This is a genomic window from Brevundimonas sp. T2-11, assembly GCF_055397675.1.
Window position 1 is genome coordinate 1380254 of record NZ_AP027920.1, and the last position, 20798, is coordinate 1401051.

Below are 20798 nucleotides of genomic sequence, written 5' to 3' on the forward strand. Positions count from 1 at the left end.
ACCCCCAAGATGTTGATGCGCGACGGCGGCGCTCTATGCGGGTCTCGGGCTGGACGCGAGCGGCTGCGGTTTCTATGATCGCGTCGCGTCGCCGGACCTCCCCGGGCGACGGCATTCGAGTAGGTTCGACGACGTGCTGAGCAAGATCTTCACCTGGTGGAACGGCGCCACGATCGGCACCCTGTTCACCGTTGGCAAACGCGGCCAACTGGTCGGCACGGACGAGTTCGGCAACCGTTATTACCAGTCGCGCGACAACGTCAGCTATGATGGACGCAAGCGCCGCTGGGTCATCTATGACGGCTATGCCGAGGCGTCGAAGGTTCCGCCGGAATGGCAGGGCTGGTTGCGCTATACCTATGACGAGACCCCGGTCGAGAAGCCGCTGCCGCGTCGCGCCTGGGAAAAGGAACACCTGCCCAACCTGACCGGCACGCCGATGGCGTGGCGTCCGCAGGGGTCGCTGGCCAACGAAGGCAAGCGTCCGGCCGCCACGGGCGACTATCAGGCCTGGAGCCCGGAATGACGCTGCGCCGCCTCCTGCTTGTCGGCGTCGCCGCAGCGGGACTGGCGGTCGCGGGCGCCGGCATGACCAACGCCCTGATGGATTTGCCGCAGGACGCTGTTCCGGTTCAGGACCCTGTGGGCGACCTGTTGCGCGACACCAACCGCACGCCTCTTCAGAACCCGCAGGCGACTCCGCCGGCCCCGGCGACTCAAGCTCCTATTCCTTCTACGGCTCCAACCGCTGCGCCCGGCACGCCTGTCGTGGTTGTGACGCCTGAGGCCGAGATTGCGGCTGTTCAGGAAGACATTCCTCCTGAGGCCGAGGCTGAAGCGCCCAAACCGGCGGCTGAGCCGGCCGCTACGCCCGGCCGTCGCCAGCGTCGTCCGGTCGCTATCGTCCAGGCCATCGACAAGGTCACCGCCGAATCCATGCTGTTCGAAGTCGAGGTCGGCGGGCGTCCCGTTCGTTTCAACAAGACCCTGATCTTCAGCGCCCGCGCCTGCGAGGTCTCGGCGTCGGACGAACTGACCGAAGACGCCATCGCCTATCTGGAAGTCGGGGTTCAGCCGCGTGGCGTCGCCGTGCCGACCGAGGCGCGTCAGATCTTCAAGGGCTGGATGTTCGCCTCATCGCCCGGCGTCAGCGGCCTGCAACACCCGATCTACGACGCCTGGGTGGTCGGCTGTAAGGCGTAGGCCACGGCCTGCGCGCCCGTCATGGGGGCGGACAAGGCCGACTTGTCAGGCGTCAGGCGCAGGGCCGGCTTCAGCAGCCGCAGATAGGCCGCCTGTGGTGTCTCGACCGCGCCGAACTGGCTGAGATGCTCGGTCAGGAACTGGGCGTCCAGCAGACCCCAGCCGCCTTTTCGCAGCCGCGCCACCAGATGCACCAGGGCGACCTTTGACGCATCACGCGCCCGGCTGAACATGCTTTCGCCGAAGAAGGCGCCGCCCAGGGTCACGCCGTAAAGACCGCCGACCAGGACCTCGTCCTGCCAGCACTCCATGCTGTGGGCCTGGCCGCGCGCATGCAGCTCTACATAGAGGCGGCGGATCGGATCATTGATCCAGGTATCCTCCCGCCCAGGCATGGAGGCGGCGCAGGCGTCCAGCACGGCGGCGAAGGCCGTATCGACGCGCACCTGAAACGGCTCGCCCCGGATGGTGCGTCGTAGACGACTCGGGATGTGAAAGCGATTGAGCGGGATGACTCCCCGCTGGTCCGGCTCGACCAGAAAGACGCGCGGGTCGTCACGCGCCTCGGCCATCGGAAAGACGCCTCGAGCGTAGCAGGCCAGCAGTTCCTCGGGTCCGAAGACGCTGGAGGGACTGCTGGCGCTGAACTCGGGTTCATCCAAGAGGGGTTAGGCCTTGGCCTTCTGGGCGGCGGCCCACTTCTCCAGCCAGTGGATGTCGTAGTCGCCCGACAGGATGTCCGGCTCCTGCAGCAGCTTCTGGAACAGGGGGATGGTGGTGTCGACGCCGCCGATGACCATTTCGTTCAGGCTGCGCTTGAGGCGGGCCAGGGCCTCCTCGCGGTCGCGGCCGTGGACGATCAACTTGCCGATCAGGCTGTCGTAATAGGGCGGGATCGAATAGCCGGCGTAGATGGCGCTATCCAGACGCACGCCCAGACCGCCAGGGGCATGGAAGTCGGTGATGGTGCCCGGCGACGGGGTGAAGGTTTCCGAGTTCTCGGCGTTCACGCGCACTTCGATGGCGTGGCCCTCGAAGTGGATGTCTGCCTGGGTGAAGGACAGCGGCAGGCCCGCAGCGATGCGGATCTGTTCGCGGACCAGATCGACGCCCGTGATCATCTCCGTGACCGGGTGTTCGACCTGCAGGCGGGTGTTCATCTCGATGAAGTAGAACTCGCCGTCTTCCCACAGGAATTCGATGGTGCCGGCGCCCAGGTAGCCGATGGCGGCGATGGCCTTGTTGACCGTTTCGCCGATCTTCTTGCGACCCTCGGCCGACAGGGCGGGCGAGGGGGCCTCTTCCAGCACCTTCTGGTGGCGGCGCTGCAGCGAGCAGTCGCGTTCGCCCAGGTGGACGACGTTGCCGTGACTGTCGGCGATGACCTGGATCTCGATGTGGCGCGGCTTCTGGAGATAGCGCTCCATGTAGACGGCGCCGTTGCCGAAGGCGGCCTTGGCCTCGGTCTGGGCGGTCTGGACGGCCTCGACCAGATCGTCGGGCGTCATGGCCACCTTCATGCCGCGACCGCCGCCGCCGGCGGCGGCCTTGACGATCAGCGGGAAGCCGATGGTCTTGGACGCCTCGATGGCGGCCTCGACGGTCTCGACCTCGCCGTCAGAGCCGGGGACGACGGGGATGCCCGCGTCCTTGACGGTCTGCTTGGCGGTGATCTTGTCGCCCATGACGCGGATGTGGTCGGGCTTGGGGCCGATGAAGGTCAGGCCGTGGGCCTCGATGATCTCGGCGAAGCGGGCGTTTTCCGACAGGAAGCCGTAGCCCGGGTGGATCGCCTGAGCGCCGGTGATTTCGGCCGCCGCGATGATCTGCGGGATGTTCAGATAGGACTTGGCCGCCGGGGCCGGGCCGATGCAGACGCTTTCGTCGGCCAGCCGCACCCACATGGCGCCGCGGTCGGCTTCGGAGTGCACGGCGACGGTGGAGATGCCCATCTCCTTGCACGCCCGGTGGATGCGCAGGGCGATTTCGCCGCGGTTGGCGATCAGGACCTTGGTGAACATATCCGGTCTCAGGCTTCCAGCAGGACCAGGGCTTCGCCGAACTCGACCGGCTGGGCGTCGCCGACCAGAATTTCCGACACGACGCCGTCACGCGGCGCCTGGATCGGGTTCATGGTCTTCATGGCCTCGACGATCAGCAGAGTCTGGCCCTTCTTGACCTTGTCGCCCGGCTTCACGAACTGCGGGGCTTCCGGCGAGGGTTGCAGATAGGCGGTGCCGACCATCGGCGACTTCACCTCTTCGCCCTTGCGCGAGACGATGGTGGCCGGGTCCGAAGGCATGGCGGCCGGAGCGGCGGCGACGGGCGCGGCGGCGTGGGCGATCGGGGCCGGGGCGGCGGCGTACTGGATCGGAGCGGCGGCGACGGTGACTTCGCGCTTCACCTTGATCTTCAGATCGCCGCGCTCGACCTCGATCTCGGTCAGATCGGTGTCGTTCAGGATGTCGGCCAGGCTGCGGATCAGGCCGGCGTCGATGGCGTCGTTCTTGTGCTTGTCGTCGGACATGGGGGTCTCTTCTACTTGATCTTCTTGCGGCGCGAGGGGGTCAGCCCTGGGCCCCGGCGCGGCGCGCCAGGTCCAGAGCGGCCCGGACGGCCAGTTCGTAGCTGCGGGGGCCGAAGCCGGCGATGACGCCGGTCGCGGCCAGGGAAACATAGGAGTGATGCCGGAACGCCTCGCGCGCGGAGGGGTTCGACAGGTGGCATTCGACCACGGGGATGCTCAGCGTCTTCAGCGCGTCCAGCAGGGCCACCGAAGTGTGGGTGAAGGCCGCCGGATTGATGACCAGGGCGCTGGCCTCGGCCCTCGCTTCCTGAATCCAGTCGACCAGTTGGCCTTCGTGGTTCGATTGCCTGAACACGACCTTGGCGTCCTGTGCCGCCGCCTCGCACATGGCCTGAACATCGGCCAGGGTCTCGTGGCCATAGATATCCGGCTCCCGAACCCCGAGAAGGTTCAGGTTGGGCCCGTTCAGGACATAGAGGGTGAGGGTTTCGGGCATTCGCTCGCAAAACAGGCGCGCCGTGTCCGCGCGGAATCGAGCGCGCGTTGTAGCTCAGGTGTGGCGCGGCGCAAAGCGGGTGGTTGAAAAGGATGACGTAGGGGCAGGCTGACGCCTGCGAGCGGGCCTCATGGAAGTCAGTTATGGGTGGAAGGAGGACATCCCCAGAGCGGCGTTTTCGTCGCTTTCGTCATCCTCCGGCAAGCCGCCTCTTGGCGGCGCAGACCGGGGGACCCAGCGGCGCCGAAGGCGATCTGTTTACGAGAGATGTTCGACGATTATCTGCGCGACAGGTTCGCGCTCTCGCGCGCCGCTGGGGCCCCGGTCTCGCTGCGCTCGCCGGAGGATGACGAAAGCGAAAGCGCGCTCCAGCGTCCAATGGGTCGATAGCAGGCTTAGAACGTGGATTTGATGTCCCGCGCTGGAACCCCCATTATCTGATGTCTCCGAAAGAGGCGTCGCCTCTCCACCCGCATCCTCTGGAGCGAACAGTTTGCGTATCGAAGTCAACGGCGAGGGGCGGGACACCGCCGCCACGACTATTCTGGGCCTGGTTCAGGAGCTGTCGCTGGACCCCAAGAAGGTGGCGGTCGAGCGCAATCTGGAGATCGTGCCGCGTTCGCTGCACGGGGAGACCGCGCTGGCGGAGGGCGACAGGATCGAGCTGGTGCAGTTCGTCGGCGGCGGCTGACCTATCAAATCCGGCAACGGCGCTTCCCCCCGGCGCAGCGTGGCGCTAGGTCAGGAGCATGACCGATACAGCCCCCCGCACCGACAGTTGGACCGTCGCCGGCCGCACCTTCAACTCGCGCCTGATCGTGGGCACCGGCAAGTACCGGGACTACGCCCAGAACGCGGCGGCGGCCGAGGCCTCGGGCGCCGAGATGGTCACCGTGGCGGTGCGCCGAGTGAACCTGACCGATCCGAACCAGCCGGTGCTGACGGACTTCATCGACCCCAGGAAATACACCTATCTGCCCAATACGGCGGGCTGCTTCACCGGCGAGGACGCGGTGCGGACCCTGCGTCTGGCGCGCGAGGCGGGCGACTGGACCCTGGTCAAGCTGGAGGTCCTGTCGGACCCCAAGACCCTGTTCCCGGACATGGAAGAGACCCTGCGCGCGCTGAAGCTTCTGACCGCCGAGGGCTTCGAGGTCATGGTCTATTGCAGCGATGACCCGGTCTATGCGCGCAAGCTGGAGGACGCGGGCGCCGTGGCCATCATGCCGCTGGGCGCGCCGATCGGCTCGGGTCTGGGCGTGCAGAACCCCATCAACATCCGTCTGATCGTCGAGCAGTCCAAGGTGCCGGTCCTGGTCGACGCGGGCGTCGGTACGGCCTCGGACGCCGCCATCGCCATGGAGCTGGGCTGCGACGGCGTGTTGATGAACACCGCCATCGCCGAGGCGCGCGATCCCATCCTGATGGCCAGCGCGATGAAGCACGCGGTCATCGCCGGGCGTGAATCCTATCTGGCCGGGCGTATGAAGAAGCGCCTCTATGCCGATCCGTCCTCGCCGCTGGCGGGCCTGATCTAGACGCGTTGCGACGCTGAGGCCGCTTGCGGCCTCGCTGTCGGGCGCGCACTCTCACCCGGACTGTGGGAGAGGGTGCATGCGTTTCGGATTGATGGCCTGTACGGCCCTGGCCGTCTGTATGAGCGGGCCGATGGCGGTGGCGGACGCCACGGCGGACAAGGCGGTGCGCGATCTGCTGGAACGGCCCCAGGTCTGCGGCCCCGCCGGCTCGGCCATCGAGGCGATCCCGACCAACGACATCGTCATGGTCGAAGGCTTTGGAACCGGCGGCTTCAAGATCGACACGACCAATCCCGAAGCCCAGGCCTGGTTCGACCACGGCGTGCGGCTGCGCTGGGCGTTCGAGCACACCGAATCGGTGCGGGCCTTCCGCAAGGCGCGGGCGCTGGACCCGTCGTGCGGCATGTGCGCCTGGGGCGAGGCCTGGGCCATCGGCCCCAACCTGAACGGCGGCGGTCAGGACAAGGCTTCCATCGACGCCGCCCGCACGGCCGCCCGCGACGCCCGCCGTCTGGCCCGCGACGCCACCCCGGTGCAGCGCCAGATGATCGACGCCCTGATCCAGCGCTATTCCGGTTCGGAAAAGAGCCGCGCCGATCGTTTCGCCCGGCGGATGGATCGGATCGCGCGTCAGAACCCCGACGACGTCGCCATCGCCAACATCACCGCCGACGCCTGGCTGCTGGCCGCCGACGAGTGGTGGGATGACGAGGGCAAGGCGGCTGATCCGGCTATCCCGCGCGCCATGGGCCTGCTGGAACACGCCCTGGCCGAGGACCCGAACGATCCGGGGGCTATCCACCTCTATATCCACCTGACCGAATGGTCGGACGACCCGCACAAGGCCATTCCCTATGGCGAGAAGCTGGCCCTGTTGGCGCCGGCGGCCAGTCACCTGGTGCATATGCCGTCGCACACCTATTACCGCGTCGGCCGCTATCGCGATGCGATGCAGAGCAATGTCAACGCGGTGGCGCTGGATCGGCGCTATGACGCCCTGGCCAAACCGCCGGGCGGGGTGCCGGCGATGCGGCTGCACGCCCACAATATCCACTTCGGCATGGGCGGCGCCCTGATGGCCGGGGGCGGCGAGGAGGGGTTGAAGCTCGCCGACTGGTTCCTGACCACCTATCCGAACATCGGCGCCCAGGAGTACTGGCGCCAGATCGTCGCCAACAACGCCTACGCTCTGTACGGCCGGTTCGGCACGCCGGAGCAGGTTGCGGCGCTGAAGGAGCCGCCGGCCACCCATCCCTTGCTGCGCATCAGCTGGCGCTATGCGCGGGGCGAGGCAGCGGCGAGGGCGGGCGACGCCGCCGCTGTGCGGGCCGAGGCGGACGTCATCAAGGCCCTGCGCGAGGCGACCCCCTTCACCGGGCCCATGGCCGAACAGCGCGCGGTCTTCACCGAACTGTCCCAGCGTGTGCTTGAAGGCCGGGCGGCCATGATCGAGGGCAATGCGGCGGCCGCCGTCGCCGCCTTCACCCGCGCCGCGCAAATCCAGGCCATGGACGACGAGGGCGGCGACCCGCCGATCATCTGGTATCCGACGCGTCGCAGTCTGGCCGCGGCCCTGCTGGCCGGCGGCGACGCCGCCGGGGCCAAGGCCAAGATCGAGGAACTGCTGAAGGACTGGCCCAGCGATCCCTACAGCTATTTCGTCCTGGCCGAGGCCGAGCGGAAGCTAGGGAACGCCGAAGCCGCCGCCGAGGCGACCCGACGTTCGAACCTCGAGTGGATCGGCGGCGAGCGGACGCTGGCGGCGGCCTAAGCGCAAGGTGGATCAGGCGGAAGCCGCGGCGTCCGAAGCTTGGTCCGCTGGTCCTGAAGGCGCCTGTTCCTTGCGGTTGGCTGAGGGGCGTGATCCGCCCTTCGCCGCTTCGATCAGCTTGGCGACTTCGCCGGGCTCGATGCTGGCGCTGGCCTTGCCGTTGATGAAGAAGGTCGGCGTGCCTTGCAGGCCGAGCGTTGCTGCGACCGTGTGGATGTCAGTGACGTGGCGTGTCATCTCGGGCGAGGCGATGGCGGCTTGCGCCTTGGCCATGTCCACGCCGTGCGCCGCCAGGATGCCGTCGATGGCGGCGCGGTCCAGGGCGCGCTCGGTCATCAGGGCGTCATAGACTTCCAGATACTTGCCCTGCTGATGAGCGGCGAGCGCGGCGCGGGCGGCGTATTGAGAGGTGACGTCGTCGCCCCGGTCCAGGATGGGCCAGTCCTTGAAGACGAAGCGAACCTCGGGGTGGGCGGCCATCAGGGCGCGGTAGTCGTGGGCTACGGCCTTGCAGCCCGGGCAGCGGAAGTCGAAGAACTCGATCACCGTCACCTTGGCGTCGGCCGGGCCGAAGCTGGGGTCGCGCGCGTCGGGCGCCAGCAGGGCGGGATTGGCCTTGGCGGCGGCGTTGATGGTCTGGACGCGCGACTGTTCCTCGTGCGCCTGGCGCGCGGCCAGAACCTCGTCCAGCACCTGCGGGTTCTCGATCAGATAGGCGCGCACGCGACCGCCGAAATCCCCGCCGGTCAGCCAGGGCGCGACCGACGCACCCAGGGCCAGGACCGAGACGGCCAGAGCCGCGCCGGCCAAGGTCTTGCCGGACAGCGACGACAGGATGCCGCCTTTCGGAGCGGGCGTAGGGGTATGGGCGTCAGGGCGGGCGTCGTCGGTCATGCAGATCTCGGTATTGGCAGGCTGGGCGGCGTCAGGTGTTGGGCAGGATGACGCCGCGGTTGGTGCGCTGCTCGTTGCGGCGCTCGGCGTCAGAGATGTCTCGTTCCGACGCGCCGGACGAGAGGACGATATCGGTCGCGCGGCGCCATTCGATGGAGTTGCGGTCCAGCATGTCGCGGGCGCGCATGGCGAACTGGTTGGCCTGCTCCGTGCGGCCCAGAGCGAACCAGTATTCCGCCGAGGCCAGGCGCGCCTCGCCCTCCTTGCCCTGACTGGCGTAGGCCTGACCCAGCAGGCGCCAGGCCAGGGTGTTGTCCTTCTCCAGAGCCACGGCTCGCTTCAGTTGATCGACGGCCGCGTCCAGATTGGCGGGGTCGTTGGTCTCGATCAGGGCGTGGGCCAGGTTGATCTTCAGCAGAGGGGCGTCGGGCTTCAGCTCGACCGCCTTCTGGTGCGCGCCGATGGCCTCGGCCGGACGGCCTTCCTCGAACAGGATCTGACCTTTCAGCTCCCAGAAATAGGGGTTTGCGGGCTGTTCGGTCAGCAGGGCGTCGACCGCGTCCAGCGCCTTGTCCGTCTGGCCGTCGCGATACCAGGCGATGGCGCGCGCATAGCGGGCGGGCAGGGAGGTGTCGGATAGCGGATAGTCGCGCAAGGCCGAGTTCGGCGCTTCCATGAAGGAGCGGATCTTGGCCACCACCAGGGCGTGCTGGGCCATCCGCTCCGGACTGTCCTGATGGTTGTAGTGGGTGGCGGCCTCGACCGGACGACGCAGGGCCTCGATACGTTGCGACGACAGGGGGTGGCTGCGGAAATAGGGGTAGCGGCGCTGGTCCGAGAAGACTTCCTGCGAGCGGAAGTTCTCGAAGAACTCGACCATGCCCTTGCCGGATTCCCCGGCGCGTTCCAGGGCGCGGGCGCCGGTGATGTCGGCCTCGCCTTCCTGGCTCTGCATGTAGCGCAGGGCGCCCAGAGTGCCGAAATACTGGCTGGAGGCCAGCAGGGCCGCGCCCGCGTCCGGCGCGCCCGCGATCGCGGCCAGGGCGCCGAGCGCCATGGTCATGATCATAGGCTGCATGCCAGCGTTCTGGGCGCCGTCGCGCAGGGTATGGCGGTTCTTGATGTGGCCGGCTTCGTGGGCGATCACGCCCAGAAGCTGGTTGGGGGTCTTGGTCTGCAGGATCAGGCCGGTGTTCAGGCCCATGATGCGCCCGCGCGTGGCGAAGGCGTTCAGGTCCTGGTCGTTGACCAGCAGAATCTCGACCTCGGTCGGGTCCAGTCCCATGGCGACGAAGACCGGCTCGGACCATTCATGAATGATGCCTTCGATCTCGGTGTCGCGAATCAGGCTCTGGGCCGAGGCCGAGCTCGCCGCCAGCACCGCCACGGCGGCCGTGGCGGCGGCGAGGATGCGGGATGCGACACGGGGAAGTCTGGTCATGACGTACTCCAGAGCAACAGTCTCCCCCGTGTCTTCAAACGTAATCGTGTCCGATCAACGGCGCCACCAGCCGCGTTTCGGCTTCTCGGGCGGGGCGACGATCTGGTTGGGGTCTTCGGCGATCATGGCGGCCACGTCGACTTCAGGGGGCGGCGCGGGCGTGGATTCGGCGACGATGACCGGCTCGGGCGCGGGTGCAGGGGTCGGTGCGGCGGCCGGTTCAGGAGACAGGGCCTGCTCAATGGCGGCCTCGACCTTGGCCGCGACGACGGGCTCGACGTCCAACTGGGCGGGAACGACGACGGGCTCCGCCTCGGCCACGACTTCAGCTTCGGCCGGCGCCTCGATCACGGCTTCGGCGGCGACATCGGCGCTGGCCTTGCGGCGGACGCGGCGACGCTTGGGTGCCTCGACGACTTCAACCACGGTTTCAGGCGCATCGACGACGGTCTCTTCGGTCGGGATGACCGTAGCGATCGGCGTGTCAGGCGAGCCGACGGGGGGCAGGCCTTCGTTGACGGCGCGGTCCTCGACCTTGGCTTCGTGGGCCAGGCCGCCGCGGTCACGACCGCGACCCCGGCCGCGACGACGGCGCGAACGACCGCCTTCACGTTCGGCGCGTTCGCCTTCCGGACGTTCGCCGGCGACGGCCTCGGCGTCACGGGTTTCCGAGGCTTCGACCGGCGCGCGGTCGGCGCGCGGGGCGGGGTTGATCGGGTCGAACCAGACGTAGGGGTCTTCCAGCGACGGCGTGCGGCCACGGACCCAGGTGAAGGCGTCGCGTTCGCCGTCTTCACGCATGCGGCGACCGCCGCGACGGCCGCGACGACGGCGACGGCCGGCCTCGCTGTCGTCGTCTTCGTCTTCGGCGGCGACCACGTCGGTCGAACCTTCGTCCGAGGCTTCCTCGTCACGGCGACCGCCGCGACGGCGGCGACGGCGGCCACGACCGCGCCCTTCGCCGTCGTGGTGTTCGGCGCGCTCACGGGCTTCGTCGTCGTCGCTGTCTTCGCGGTCCAGGTCGGCGTCGTCCTCGTCGTCGCCTTCGATGACTTCGTCGTCCTCGTCTTCGTCCTCATGGTCGAAGGCGCTGTCGTCGAAGCCGTCGTCCAGTTCGGCGGCCGAGATGTGGGTGACGACCGGCACGAAGTCTTCGTTGGTCGAGGTGCGCTCGATGGCGTGTTCGCCCTGGGCCAGGCTGTCGTCGATCTGGATGACGACGTTCAGGCCGCGCTGGTCCAGCAGGCGCTGCAGATAGCTGCGCTTGTGGTTCAGGATGTAGAGGGCGACGGCGGTCGAGACGCGCAGGTTGATCGAACCGGCGCCGTTGCGACCGGCTTCGATGTCCACGGCGCGCAGGGTGGTCAGGGCGGCGCTTTCCGCCGAGCGGATGCGACCGGCCCCCTGGCAGCAGGCGCAGACCTCGGTCGCGCCTTCGATCACGCCCAGGCGACGACGCTGGCGGCTGATCTCCATCAGGCCGAAGCCCGAGATGCGGCCCATCTGGATGCGGGCGCGATCCTTGGCCAGGGCGTCCTTCAGCGCCTTCTCGACGGCGCGGTTGTTCTTGCCTTCATCCATGTCGATGAAGTCGATGACGATCAGGCCGGCGAGGTCGCGCAGACGCAGCTGGCGAGCGGCCTCGACGGCGGCTTCCAGGTTGGTCTTGGTGGCGGTGGCCTCGACGTTGCGTTCCTTGGTCGAACGGCCCGAGTTGACGTCGATGGCGACCAGGGCTTCGGTCTGGTTGATCACCAGATAGCCGCCCGACTTCAGCGGCACGACCGGCTGGTGGATCTGGGTCAGGACCTCTTCGATGCCGTTGGCGGCGAACAGGGGCTTGGAGCCCTGATAGAGGTGGATCTTCCGGGCCTGCGACGGCATCAGCACGCGCATGAAGTCGCGGGCTTCCTTGAAGCCTTCCAGACCTTCGACCTGAATGCCGTCGAAGTCCTTGTCGTACATGTCCCGTACGGCGCGGCGGACCAGGTTTTCTTCTTCGTAGATGACGGCCGGGGCGTTCGACTTCAGCGTCGTCTCGCGGATCGTCTCCCACAGGCGCAGCAGGTATTCATAATCGCGCTTGATCTCGGCACGGGTGCGCTTGGCGCCGGCCGTGCGGATGATCAGGCCCATGCCCTTGGGCACCTTCAGCGCCGAGGCGGCGGCCTTAAGGCGGCGGCGGTCCGAGGTGTTGGTGATCTTGCGCGAAATGCCGCCGCCCTTGCCTGTGTTCGGCATCAGGACGCAGTAGCGGCCCGCCAGCGACAGCCAGGTGGTCAGGGCCGCGCCCTTGGCGCCGCGTTCGTCCTTGACGACCTGCACCAGCAGGATCTGACGGCGCTTGATGACATCCTGGATCTTGTAGCGGCGCATCAGGCGGCGCTTCAGGCGTTCCTCGTCGGCCAGACCGCCCTCGGACTCGTCGTCGCCTTCACGGCCCAGATCGTCGTGGTCGTCATCGTCCGAGTGCGCCTCGGCCATGATGGCTTCACGGTCGGCGACCGGGATCTGATAGTAGTCAGGGTGGATTTCGTTGAAGGCCAGGAAGCCGTGACGATTGCCGCCGTACTCGATGAAGGCCGCCTGGAGGCTGGGCTCTACGCGGGTGACCTTGGCGAGATAGATGTTGCCGCGAAGCTGGCGGCGGGCAGTGGATTCGAAATCGAATTCCTCAACCTGGCGTCCGTCCACGATGGCGACGCGGGTTTCTTCCGCGTGCGCCGCATCGATCAGCATTGTCTTTGACATTAAGAGTCTCTCTCTGGCGCGCCAGGCCGGGCCCTGCGGAAACATCCGCGGACAAGGGGGCGGCTCGCCGAATGGAAATGGGGGCCAAGGCGCGCGTCATCCCCTCGCGGATTGCGAGAGCGGCAAGGGTCTGCCGTTCGGGAGCGCAGGCGGGTCGGCCCATGAGGTTCTGTCGGTCCTGGATCCGAACGCGCCGTTCAAGGCCGCGCCCCGGACCCGTTCGTCAGATCGTCGGTCTGGCCGGGCGATCCTCGGAATGAGGTGAAAGTCAGCGCCGCGAGGAGGGCGCGCCCGACCCTGCCGGAAATGCAGAGGGCGCGATCATTCGCTTGCGGACTAGATCATAGGCATATGTCGCGGAAAATAAAAGAACCACGACCGTTACAGGTATTAACGAAATCCTTAGTCGTGTCGCTCATGCTGGACGCTGAACCAGAAGGGTGAAGTCCGTCCATGTATGGCCGGTGGCGTGACAATCTGGCCCGTTGGGGCGTGCGTGAATGGACGATGACCGGTTTGGCCTTCGTCGTGATTTGCGCCGTCGTGTTGACGGCTGGTCGCGGCCTGGCCTTCGGACCTGACGGTCAGATTTCGGGCGTCCGCTTCGGCGGAGACGCCCAGCGCACGCGGGTGGTGCTGGACCTGGGCAAGACCACGCGGGGGCAGGTGATCGAGAACGGATCGACCGGTCGCGTCGTCGTCGCGCTCTCGGATGTGGCGCCGGGGCGGGGGCTTGACGGAAGCGGTTCGGGCCTGGTGCGCGGCTATGAGGTCAGTTCGGCAGGCACGTCGTCGCGTGTCCGCCTGGATCTGGCGCGCGGAGCCGAGATCGAGCGTCGCTTCCTGCTGCCGCCGGGCGACGGGGTCGCGCACTATCGTTACGTCATCGACTTGAAGGCCACGGGCGGCGCCGCTGCAGTCGCCGCCAGCACGCCGCCGCGTCGCGAGCAGACCCGCAAGGAAAAGCCGTTGATCGTGATCGACGCCGGTCACGGCGGCCGCGACCCGGGCGCGCAAGGCCAGCACGCACAGGAAAAGGCCGTCACCCTGGCTGCGGCGCGCGACCTGAAGGCCGCCATCGAGCGCACTGGCCGATATCGCGTGCGTCTGACGCGTGACAGCGACATCTATGTCATTCACGGTCGTCGCGTGCAGATCGCGCGCGACGCGGGGGCTGACCTGTTCATTTCCCTGCACGCCGACGCCGGGACCGATCCGGCCCTGCGCGGGGCCAGCGTCTATACCCTGTCGGAACAGGGCGCGGGCCGGGCTGTGCGGGAGTATACGCGTGGTGGCGACTGGCAGCGCGACCTGCGCCTGCCGGGGCGAGACCCCTCGGTCGACCGCATCCTGCTGGACATGACCCAGCGCGCCACCCAGAACCGTTCCGCCCAGTTCGCGCGGGTGCTGCTGACGCACCTGGAGGGCGACAGCCACCCGCTGCTGCGCCGCAGCCACCGCGACGCCGGTCTGGCGGTCCTGCTGGCCCCCGACGTTCCGGCCATCCTCCTGGAGATGGGCTTCATCACCAATCCGGAAGACGAGCGCGTCCTGACCGACGAGCGCGCGCGTCGCCGCCTGATGCGGTCGGTCGCCGAGGGCATAGATCGCTACTTCCGTGAACCTTCCGCGCCGGTGATGGTGGCGGGAGACATCGCCGGCGGCGGCTGATCTAGTCGTCCAGCGCCGCCTTGGCGCGACGGAAGATCTCCTCGAACATTTCCGGCGTCAGGCGACCCGTGTTCGTGTTCAGGCGCGAGCAGTGATAGCTGTTGATGATGGTGTAGCCGCCGACCTTGCCTTCGACTCCATGCCCGGCGGGGATGGCTGTTCCGGGATAGCTCAGCGTCCGCAGGATGCTGCGCCGGGACACGTCGCCCAGGGTCACGATGACCTTGAGCCGGGGCAGGGCGGCCAGCCGATCGATCAGGAAGGGGCGGCAGGTGTGTTCCTCGTCGCCCGTCGGCTTGTTCTGCGGCGGGGCGCAGCGCACGGCGTTGGTGATCATGGCGTCGACCAGGGTCAGGTCGTCGTGGCCGTCGGGGTCGTAGGTCCCCTGTGCGAATCCTGTCTTCCTCAGGGTGTCGAACAGCAGCCAACCCGCATGGTCGCCGGTGAAGGGGCGGCCCGTGCGATTGGCGCCCATGCGGCCCGGCGCCAGCCCCGCGATCAGCAGGCGGGCGTTGGAATCGCCGAAGGAGGGGGCGGGGCCGTTCCACCAGTCGGGGTTCTGGCGGATGTTCTCCTGACGATAGGCGACCAGTCGCGGGCACAGGGGGCAGTCGCGCGCCGGCTCCGGGTTCAGGGCGCGGTTCACGCGCGGTCGCTCCGGTCCAGGGTGCGGGCGACGCCCTGGTTCATGGCGGCCTTGGGTTTGCTGAAGTGGCTCATGACATCGGACAGGTCGATGAAGGCGTCGGCCTGACGGCGCAGTTCATCGGCGATCTGGGGCGGTTGGCTGCGGGTGGTCGACACGACGGTGACGCGTACGCCCTTGGCCTGGACGGCCTCGACCAGTCGGCGGAAATCGCCGTCGCCCGAGAAAAGGAACATGTGGTCCAGTCGCGGCGCCAGTTCCATCATGTCGACGGCGATCTCGATGTCCATATTGCCCTTGATGCGGCTATGGCCCTGGGCGTCGGTGAAGCGCTTGACCGGCTTGGTGGTCACGGTGAAGCCGTTGTAGTCGAGCCAGTCGACCAGCGGGCGGATAGGCGAGAACTCTTCGCCCTCGACCACCGCCGTGTAATAATAGGCGCGCACCAGCTGGCCCTTCTGGCCGAACCAGTCGGACAGCTTTCTGAAGTCGAGATCGACGTTGAGCGCGCGGGCCGCGGAATAGAGGTTGGCGCCGTCGATGAACAAGGCGATGCGGTCGCCCGTATGGCCGGTCATGAATATGAGTCCGTGGAAATGGTCGAGAATATGAACGTCCCGACCGAAATCCCCGAAGGCGACCTGGATCTGGACAGCGCAGTCATCGTCGCACTGGGCTGCAATGACAAGGGTGTCTGGGCTTCATGCGAAGAGTCTCTTGAGGCGGCCCTGGCCCGCTTTCGGGCCGAGGGCGTTGATATTCTGGCCCGTTCGTCCTGGTGGTCGTCGCAGGCCTGGCCTGACCCGACCGATCCGCCCTTCCTGAACGGCGTGGTGATTGTGCGCACCGAGCATGATCCCGCCGCTCTGATGAGCAGGTTGTCGCGCATGGAGGATGTGTTCGATCGTCGACGCAGCGTTCGCAACGCGCCGCGCACCCTGGACCTGGACCTGATCGCCTACGGTCGGCTGAACGGCGATCTGGACGGGCTGATCCTGCCCCATCCCCGGGCGGCCGAGCGCCTGTTCGTCATGGGGCCCCTGGCTGAGATCGCCCCGGCGTGGCGGCATCCCTCTGTCGATGGAGACGCGGCGACCCTGGCGAAGCGGGCGACGGTTGGGCTGGACGCGCGACCATTGAGCCGTTGACCTGATCTGGAAGCGAGATAGCTTTCACCGGAAATGACACCGGGAGACAAAACCGTGTTCATGCCCACTCTCGCCTTGCTTGTCGCCCTGCAGGTCCAGCCTGCTTCTCCACCGGCCGGGACCGGCGTGGTGATCCGCGAAGCGGATGTCATGGTCCGTCAGGTTCCGCCGCATAACGGCGAGGGCATGAGCACGGCCTATCGCCTTTCCGACGGCGTGCCGAACCGGGCGATGGAGTTCCGCAAGCGCGTCATGCATCCCGGCGCCGCCATCGGCCTGCACCCGATCGCCCACGACGAGGTCTATTACGTCGTCAGCGGCGAGGGGGATGTGACGTCGGACGGCGTGACGACGCGAATGCGCGCGGGCGACGCGGCCTATCTGTTCGACGGCAATGTCGTCGGCATCCGTCAGGTCGGGGAGGTGGACCTGGTGCTGATCATCAGCTATCCGCTGGCGCAAAGGAAGAACTGAGGCGTTTTGCGCCGCATTCCGGCCTTCGCGGCGTTGCACAATCACGCCTAACCCTATATTTTGTGCGGTTCTCCCTGCCGCCAGAGGAATTTCATGGCCCGCGTCACTGTCGAAGACTGCATCGAGAAGGTTCCGAACCGCTTTGGTCTGGTTCTGCTGGCCGGTCACCGCGCCCGCAACATCGCCAACGGCGCGCCTCTGACGCTGGACCGCGACAACGACAAGAACCCGGTCGTGGCCCTGCGCGAAATCGCTGACGACACCGTCGCGCCGGAAGAGCTGCGCGAGAACATCATCACCACGCTGCAGCGCGTCGATGAGCGCACGGAAGCCGAGGACGAGGCCGAAGTCGTGGCCCTGCTGGCCGAGCCGCAGCACATGAACATGGCCGAGGCCGAACTGATCCGCGCGCTGCAGAGCGACCGGGACGGCGGCCAGGAGGAACGCTACTGACGGCTGAGCCAGTCAACGGCGTAACCATTCTTCCGGCGCGGTCCCCCGCGGACCCGTCGCCGGACAAAGTCGCGAATCAGATAGACCAGACGGCGTCGCCCCAGACCGGGGCGACGCCGTTGTCGTCTGAAGTCCTCTCTCCGTCCGAGTCTCAAGTGCCTGAAGCCAAGCGCGCGCCGATCATGCGCCAGTTCGAATTGATCGAAGCGGTCAAGGCCTATGACCCCACGGCCGACGAGGCCCTGCTGAACCGCGCCTACGTCTATGCGATGAAGATGCACGGCTCGCAGTTGCGGGCCTCGGGCGATCCCTATTTCGCCCATCCGATCCAGGTCGCGGGCATCCTGACCGATTACAAGCTGGACACGGCGACCATCGTCACGGCCTTGCTGCACGACGTGGTCGAGGACACTTCGGCGACCCGCGACGACATCGCCGCCATGTTCGGCGAGGAGATCGCCGTCCTGGTCGAGGGCGTGACCAAGCTGTCGCGGCTTGAGCTGCAGGCCGAGCACACACGTCAGGCCGAGAACCTGCGCAAGTTCATCCTGGCCATTTCCAAGGATGTGCGGGTGCTGCTGGTCAAGCTGGCCGACCGCCTGCACAACATGCGCACCCTGCACTTCGTCAAGCCGGAGAAGCGCGAGCGCATCAGCCGCGAGACCCTGGAAGTCTATGCGCCCCTGGGCCGATCCATCGGCATCCACTCCATCGCCTCTGAACTGGAGGAGCTGGCGTTCGAGCATCTGAACGCCACCGCGCGCGTCGCCATCCAGCGCCGTCTGGAAGCGCTGAAGCTGGAACACGGCCGAGCCATCGAGGGCGTGTCGCGTGAAATCGAGACGGTTCTCAGCGAGGCGGGCATCCCTGCCCATGTGAAGGGCCGGGAAAAGACGCCCTATTCGATCTGGCGCAAGCTGCAGAGGAAATCCGTCGGCTTCTCCTCCCTGTCGGACATCTATGGCTTCAGGGTCATCGTCGAGGCCGAGGACGACTGTTACCGCGCCCTCGGCGTCATCCACCGCGCCTGGCCCATGGTGCCGGAGCGGTTCAAGGACTTCATCTCGACGCCCAAGTCGAACAACTATCGCTCGCTGCACACCACGGTGGTCGGGCCGGGCGGCCTGCGCATCGAGATGCAGATCCGCACAGAGATCATGGATCGGGTGGCCGAGGACGGGGTTGCGGCGCACTGGGCCTACAAGAACCACTCCTACGGCTTTGACCGCGAGGCGATGGAGGCGGACGGCGGGCGCGACCCGCTGCTGAACCTGCGCCATCTGGTGCAGGTCATCGAGCACGGCGAGGGCGGCGAGGACTGGGTCGAGCACGCCAAGCTCGAGATGTATCTGGATCAGGTCTTCGTCTTCACGCCCAAGGGCGCGCTGATCACCCTGCCGCGCGGCGGCATGGCGCTGGACTTCGCCTACGCCGTCCACACCGAGGTCGGCGACACGGCCGTGGGCGTCAAGATCAATGGCGAACTGAAGCCGATGCGCACGGCGCTGCAGAACGGCGACGTGGTCGAGATCATTCGCGGCACCAAGCGCGAGGTGCCGACCGACTGGCGCAGCCTGACGGTCACGGGCCGGGCGCGCTCGGCCATCCGGCGTCACATTCGCACGTCGGAACGCGACGAGTTCGTGCGTCTGGGCAAGGCGACTCTGGAGCAGACGCTGGAGCGGGCCGGCAAGTCGCTGGCTGACGTCTCGCTGAAGCCGGTGCTGGAAACCCACGCCATAGCCTCCGAAGAGGACATGTTCGACGCCATCGGCCGAGGCCGTCTGGCCGCGACCAGGATCGCCGAGACCATGTTCCCGGCGCTGAAGGGGCAATTGAAGGCCGGACCCGAGCGCAAGCGGATCGGCAATGACCAGGCGCGCCTGTTCGTGCGCGGCAGCGGCCTGACGCCGGGCGTCAGCATCCACTTCGGCGCCTGTTGCTCGCCGGTGCCGGGCGACCGCATCGTCGGTATCCTGGAGCCGGACAAGGGTCTGACGGTCCACACCATCGACTGTCAGACCTTGGCCGACTTCGCCGACGACGACAGCGTCTGGCAGGACCTGCAATGGACGCCGCAGGCCGAGCAGGACGCCGTGGCCTCGGCTCGTTTGCGCGCCACGATCCGCAATGCGCCGGGCGTGCTGGGCCAGGTGGCGACCATCATCGGCGAGGCGGGCGGCAATATCCTGAACCTGTCGATGGCCCATCGTCAGCAAGACTTTTTCGACGTCGACATCGACGTCGAGGTCGAGGACGCCCGTCACGCCACCATGATCATCGCGGCGCTGCGCGCCAATCCGTCCGTCGACACCGTGGACCGCGCGCGCGGCTGATCGCCCGCGCGACTGACTCTGAAGGCCGAAATGTCTCCCGAACAACAAGCTCTCGCCAACGCCGCTCAACTGGCGTCGCCCTCCTATCGTCTGGCGGCTCTGGATCAGGACTTCTTGCTGGGCGAGTCGATGCGCGGCGTGCGTTTCCTGATGGAGTACGAAAAGGCCGAGGAAGCGCTGAAGGCCTGGGGCGTGCGCTCGACCATCGTGGTGTTCGGCAGCGCCCGCGTCGGCGCCAACGGCGGTGGACGGCACGCCTACTGGTACGAGCAGGCGCGCCTGTTCGGCCGCATCGCCTCGGAACGGGGCGGGGCCTTCCGCGGTTCGCCCGGCGAGGTGCGCGACAACGTCATCGCCACCGGCGGCGGACCGGGCATCATGCAGGCCGCCAACCAGGGCGCGCACGAAGCGGGGGCGCCTTCGATCGGGTTCAACGTCACCCTGCCGCACGAACAGGTTCCGAACCCGTGGTCGACGCCGGAGCTGACCTTCCAGTTCCACTACTTCGCCATGCGCAAGATGCATCTGGCCATGCGGGCCAATGGTCTGGTGGTCTTCCCCGGCGGATTCGGCACCCTGGACGAGCTGTTCGAGATCCTGACCCTGCGTCAGACCGACAAGGCGCCGCCGATTCCCATCGTCCTGTTCGACGAGGCCTATTGGCGCTCGGTCATCAACTTCGACACCCTGATCGAGCATGGCATGGTCAAGGCCTCGGACATGGAACTGTTCGCCTTCGCCGACGACGCCGAGACGGTGTGGACAAAGCTGCTGGAAGGCGGGCTGAAGCCGAACTGCGACATCAAGTAGATCGCTCGGCTTGAGGGTCGCGGATGCAGGGTCTAAGGGACGCTCTCATGAACACTGAAGACGTCCTCAACGAATTCCGCGACGCCGGCGCCCTGCGCGAAGGCCATTTCGTCCTGTCGTCCGGCCTGCACAGCCCGGTCTTCCTGCAGAAGAACCTGGTCTTCATGGACGGTCGTCGTTGCGAGCGCCTGTGCAAGGCTCTGGCCGACAAGATCGTCGCCACGGTCGGCCCGGTCGATGTGGCGATCTCGCCCGCCGTCGGCGGCATCATCCCCGGCTATGAGACGGCCAAGCACCTGAACGTGCGCTCGCTTTACGTCGAGCGCGAAGGCGGCGAGTTCAAGCTGCGTCGCGGCTTCACCGTCGAGCCAGGCGAGAAGGTCGTCATGGTCGAGGACATCGTCACCACCGGTCTGTCGTCGCGCGAATGCATCGCCGCCATCCAGAAGGCCGGGGGCGAAGTCGTCGCCGCCGCCTGCATCGTTGACCGCTCGGGCGGTCGCGCCGACGTGGGCGTGCCGCTGATCGCCCTGGCGACGCTGGACGTCCCGGCCTATCCGGCCGACGCCCTGCCGCCAGAACTGGCCGCCCTGCCGGTCGAGGACCCGGGCAGCCGCCGGTTGTCCAAGGGCTAGGAGA

Annotated in this window: 21 protein-coding genes; 12 read left to right on the forward strand and 9 right to left on the reverse strand. The window is 67.2% G+C overall.

The features are described from left to right. The first annotated feature begins 133 nt into the window (after positions 1 to 133). Entirely contained in the window at positions 134 to 526 is a 393-nt protein-coding gene (locus tag ACZ5XO_RS06855; RefSeq protein WP_207826758.1) for an NADH:ubiquinone oxidoreductase subunit NDUFA12, read from the forward strand. Beyond that, the gene (locus ACZ5XO_RS06860) at positions 523 to 1203 is read left to right on the forward strand and encodes a DUF2155 domain-containing protein (RefSeq protein WP_464164521.1); all 681 of its coding nucleotides are present in this window, start codon (positions 523 to 525) and stop codon (positions 1201 to 1203) included. The genes ACZ5XO_RS06855 and ACZ5XO_RS06860 overlap by 4 nt, the downstream gene beginning before the upstream one ends. Here the strand turns inward: ACZ5XO_RS06860 and aat are convergent. From aat to aroQ, 4 genes are all read right to left on the reverse strand, one after another. Continuing rightward, positions 1170 to 1775 (reverse strand): leucyl/phenylalanyl-tRNA--protein transferase, encoded by a 606-nt coding sequence (gene aat / locus ACZ5XO_RS06865; RefSeq protein ID WP_464164874.1) that lies wholly within the window; start codon positions 1773 to 1775, stop codon positions 1170 to 1172. The genes ACZ5XO_RS06860 and aat overlap by 34 nt on opposite strands. Before the next feature lie 96 nt (positions 1776 to 1871). Beyond that, complete coding sequence (gene accC / locus ACZ5XO_RS06870) at positions 1872 to 3224, reverse strand: acetyl-CoA carboxylase biotin carboxylase subunit (protein WP_464164522.1); 1353 nt, start codon at positions 3222 to 3224, stop codon at positions 1872 to 1874. An 8-nt stretch (positions 3225 to 3232) separates the two neighbouring features. Then, complete coding sequence (gene accB / locus ACZ5XO_RS06875) at positions 3233 to 3730, reverse strand: acetyl-CoA carboxylase biotin carboxyl carrier protein (protein ID WP_464164523.1); 498 nt, start codon at positions 3728 to 3730, stop codon at positions 3233 to 3235. Positions 3731 to 3770: 40 nt separating this feature from the next. Beyond that, positions 3771 to 4226, reverse strand: coding sequence for a type II 3-dehydroquinate dehydratase (gene aroQ / locus ACZ5XO_RS06880; protein ID WP_464164524.1), 456 nt, complete (start codon positions 4224 to 4226; stop codon positions 3771 to 3773). A gap of 493 nt (positions 4227 to 4719) precedes the next feature. On the opposite strand from aroQ, the gene thiS reads away from it, so the two are divergent. From thiS to ACZ5XO_RS06895, 3 genes are all read left to right on the forward strand, one after another. Continuing rightward, the gene (gene thiS, locus ACZ5XO_RS06885) at positions 4720 to 4917 is read left to right on the forward strand and encodes a sulfur carrier protein ThiS (protein ID WP_207826766.1); all 198 of its coding nucleotides are present in this window, start codon (positions 4720 to 4722) and stop codon (positions 4915 to 4917) included. A 58-nt stretch (positions 4918 to 4975) separates the two neighbouring features. Then, positions 4976 to 5764: a thiazole synthase gene (locus ACZ5XO_RS06890; RefSeq protein WP_464164525.1), complete on the forward strand. Its 789-nt coding sequence runs from the start codon at positions 4976 to 4978 to the stop codon at positions 5762 to 5764. A 76-nt stretch (positions 5765 to 5840) separates the two neighbouring features. After that, complete coding sequence (locus tag ACZ5XO_RS06895; protein WP_464164526.1) at positions 5841 to 7535, forward strand: tetratricopeptide repeat protein; 1695 nt, start codon at positions 5841 to 5843, stop codon at positions 7533 to 7535. Positions 7536 to 7547: 12 nt separating this feature from the next. Here the strand turns inward: ACZ5XO_RS06895 and ACZ5XO_RS06900 are convergent, their stop codons facing one another. Genes ACZ5XO_RS06900 through ACZ5XO_RS06910 form a run of 3 tightly spaced genes read right to left on the reverse strand, consistent with a single transcriptional unit; the run spans position 7548 to position 12621 of the window. Next, positions 7548 to 8429: a DsbA family protein gene (locus tag ACZ5XO_RS06900; RefSeq protein ID WP_464164527.1), complete on the reverse strand. Its 882-nt coding sequence runs from the start codon at positions 8427 to 8429 to the stop codon at positions 7548 to 7550. 31 nt (positions 8430 to 8460) lie between these two features. After that, positions 8461 to 9870: a M48 family metalloprotease gene (locus ACZ5XO_RS06905; RefSeq protein WP_464164528.1), complete on the reverse strand. Its 1410-nt coding sequence runs from the start codon at positions 9868 to 9870 to the stop codon at positions 8461 to 8463. Positions 9871 to 9924: 54 nt separating this feature from the next. Beyond that, complete coding sequence (locus ACZ5XO_RS06910; protein WP_464164529.1) at positions 9925 to 12621, reverse strand: Rne/Rng family ribonuclease; 2697 nt, start codon at positions 12619 to 12621, stop codon at positions 9925 to 9927. Between the two features lie 453 nt (positions 12622 to 13074). On the opposite strand from ACZ5XO_RS06910, the gene ACZ5XO_RS06915 reads away from it, so the two are divergent. After that, positions 13075 to 14292, forward strand: a complete 1218-nt coding sequence (locus tag ACZ5XO_RS06915; RefSeq protein ID WP_464164530.1) for an N-acetylmuramoyl-L-alanine amidase — start codon at positions 13075 to 13077, stop codon at positions 14290 to 14292. A gap of 1 nt (position 14293) precedes the next feature. Here ACZ5XO_RS06915 and ACZ5XO_RS06920 read toward each other — a convergent pair whose 3' ends face one another. Then, positions 14294 to 14938 (reverse strand): uracil-DNA glycosylase, encoded by a 645-nt coding sequence (locus tag ACZ5XO_RS06920; RefSeq protein ID WP_464164531.1) that lies wholly within the window; start codon positions 14936 to 14938, stop codon positions 14294 to 14296. Then, positions 14935 to 15516: a LabA-like NYN domain-containing protein gene (locus tag ACZ5XO_RS06925; RefSeq protein ID WP_464164532.1), complete on the reverse strand. Its 582-nt coding sequence runs from the start codon at positions 15514 to 15516 to the stop codon at positions 14935 to 14937. The genes ACZ5XO_RS06920 and ACZ5XO_RS06925 overlap by 4 nt, the downstream gene beginning before the upstream one ends. On the opposite strand from ACZ5XO_RS06925, the gene folK reads away from it, so the two are divergent. The 6 genes from folK (at position 15505) to pyrE (ending at position 20794) form a co-directional block, all read left to right on the forward strand. Further along, positions 15505 to 16086 (forward strand): 2-amino-4-hydroxy-6-hydroxymethyldihydropteridine diphosphokinase, encoded by a 582-nt coding sequence (gene folK, locus ACZ5XO_RS06930; RefSeq protein WP_464164533.1) that lies wholly within the window; start codon positions 15505 to 15507, stop codon positions 16084 to 16086. The genes ACZ5XO_RS06925 and folK overlap by 12 nt on opposite strands. Before the next feature lie 60 nt (positions 16087 to 16146). Next, on the forward strand, positions 16147 to 16560 hold the full coding sequence (locus tag ACZ5XO_RS06935) for a cupin domain-containing protein (RefSeq protein ID WP_464164534.1): 414 nt from the start codon (positions 16147 to 16149) through the stop codon (positions 16558 to 16560). Positions 16561 to 16653: 93 nt separating this feature from the next. Continuing rightward, complete coding sequence (rpoZ, locus tag ACZ5XO_RS06940) at positions 16654 to 17013, forward strand: DNA-directed RNA polymerase subunit omega (RefSeq protein ID WP_464164535.1); 360 nt, start codon at positions 16654 to 16656, stop codon at positions 17011 to 17013. Between the two features lie 182 nt (positions 17014 to 17195). Further along, positions 17196 to 19349, forward strand: a complete 2154-nt coding sequence (locus ACZ5XO_RS06945; protein WP_464164875.1) for a RelA/SpoT family protein — start codon at positions 17196 to 17198, stop codon at positions 19347 to 19349. Between the two features lie 30 nt (positions 19350 to 19379). After that, entirely contained in the window at positions 19380 to 20159 is a 780-nt protein-coding gene (locus tag ACZ5XO_RS06950) for an LOG family protein (protein ID WP_464164536.1), read from the forward strand. A gap of 47 nt (positions 20160 to 20206) precedes the next feature. Beyond that, a complete protein-coding gene (pyrE, locus tag ACZ5XO_RS06955; RefSeq protein WP_464164537.1) occupies positions 20207 to 20794 on the forward strand; it encodes an orotate phosphoribosyltransferase in 588 nt (195 codons plus the stop codon). Positions 20795 to 20798: the final 4 nt, after the last annotated feature.

Coding starts and splice junctions, on each gene's coding strand:
- ACZ5XO_RS06860 (WP_464164521.1), top strand. CDS start 523: ATGACGCTGCGCCGCCTCCTGCTTGTCGGCGTCGCCGCAGCGGGACTG.
- aat (WP_464164874.1), bottom strand. CDS start 1,775: ATGGCCGAGGCGCGTGACGACCCGCGCGTCTTTCTGGTCGAGCCGGAC.
- accC (WP_464164522.1), bottom strand. CDS start 3,224: ATGTTCACCAAGGTCCTGATCGCCAACCGCGGCGAAATCGCCCTGCGC.
- accB (WP_464164523.1), bottom strand. CDS start 3,730: ATGTCCGACGACAAGCACAAGAACGACGCCATCGACGCCGGCCTGATC.
- aroQ (WP_464164524.1), bottom strand. CDS start 4,226: ATGCCCGAAACCCTCACCCTCTATGTCCTGAACGGGCCCAACCTGAAC.
- ACZ5XO_RS06890 (WP_464164525.1), top strand. CDS start 4,976: ATGACCGATACAGCCCCCCGCACCGACAGTTGGACCGTCGCCGGCCGC.
- ACZ5XO_RS06895 (WP_464164526.1), top strand. CDS start 5,841: ATGCGTTTCGGATTGATGGCCTGTACGGCCCTGGCCGTCTGTATGAGC.
- ACZ5XO_RS06900 (WP_464164527.1), bottom strand. CDS start 8,429: ATGACCGACGACGCCCGCCCTGACGCCCATACCCCTACGCCCGCTCCG.
- ACZ5XO_RS06905 (WP_464164528.1), bottom strand. CDS start 9,870: ATGACCAGACTTCCCCGTGTCGCATCCCGCATCCTCGCCGCCGCCACG.
- ACZ5XO_RS06910 (WP_464164529.1), bottom strand. CDS start 12,621: ATGTCAAAGACAATGCTGATCGATGCGGCGCACGCGGAAGAAACCCGC.
- ACZ5XO_RS06915 (WP_464164530.1), top strand. CDS start 13,075: ATGTATGGCCGGTGGCGTGACAATCTGGCCCGTTGGGGCGTGCGTGAA.
- folK (WP_464164533.1), top strand. CDS start 15,505: ATGGCCGGTCATGAATATGAGTCCGTGGAAATGGTCGAGAATATGAAC.
- ACZ5XO_RS06925 (WP_464164532.1), bottom strand. CDS start 15,516: ATGACCGGCCATACGGGCGACCGCATCGCCTTGTTCATCGACGGCGCC.
- ACZ5XO_RS06935 (WP_464164534.1), top strand. CDS start 16,147: ATGCCCACTCTCGCCTTGCTTGTCGCCCTGCAGGTCCAGCCTGCTTCT.
- rpoZ (WP_464164535.1), top strand. CDS start 16,654: ATGGCCCGCGTCACTGTCGAAGACTGCATCGAGAAGGTTCCGAACCGC.
- ACZ5XO_RS06945 (WP_464164875.1), top strand. CDS start 17,196: ATGCGCCAGTTCGAATTGATCGAAGCGGTCAAGGCCTATGACCCCACG.
- ACZ5XO_RS06950 (WP_464164536.1), top strand. CDS start 19,380: ATGTCTCCCGAACAACAAGCTCTCGCCAACGCCGCTCAACTGGCGTCG.
- pyrE (WP_464164537.1), top strand. CDS start 20,207: ATGAACACTGAAGACGTCCTCAACGAATTCCGCGACGCCGGCGCCCTG.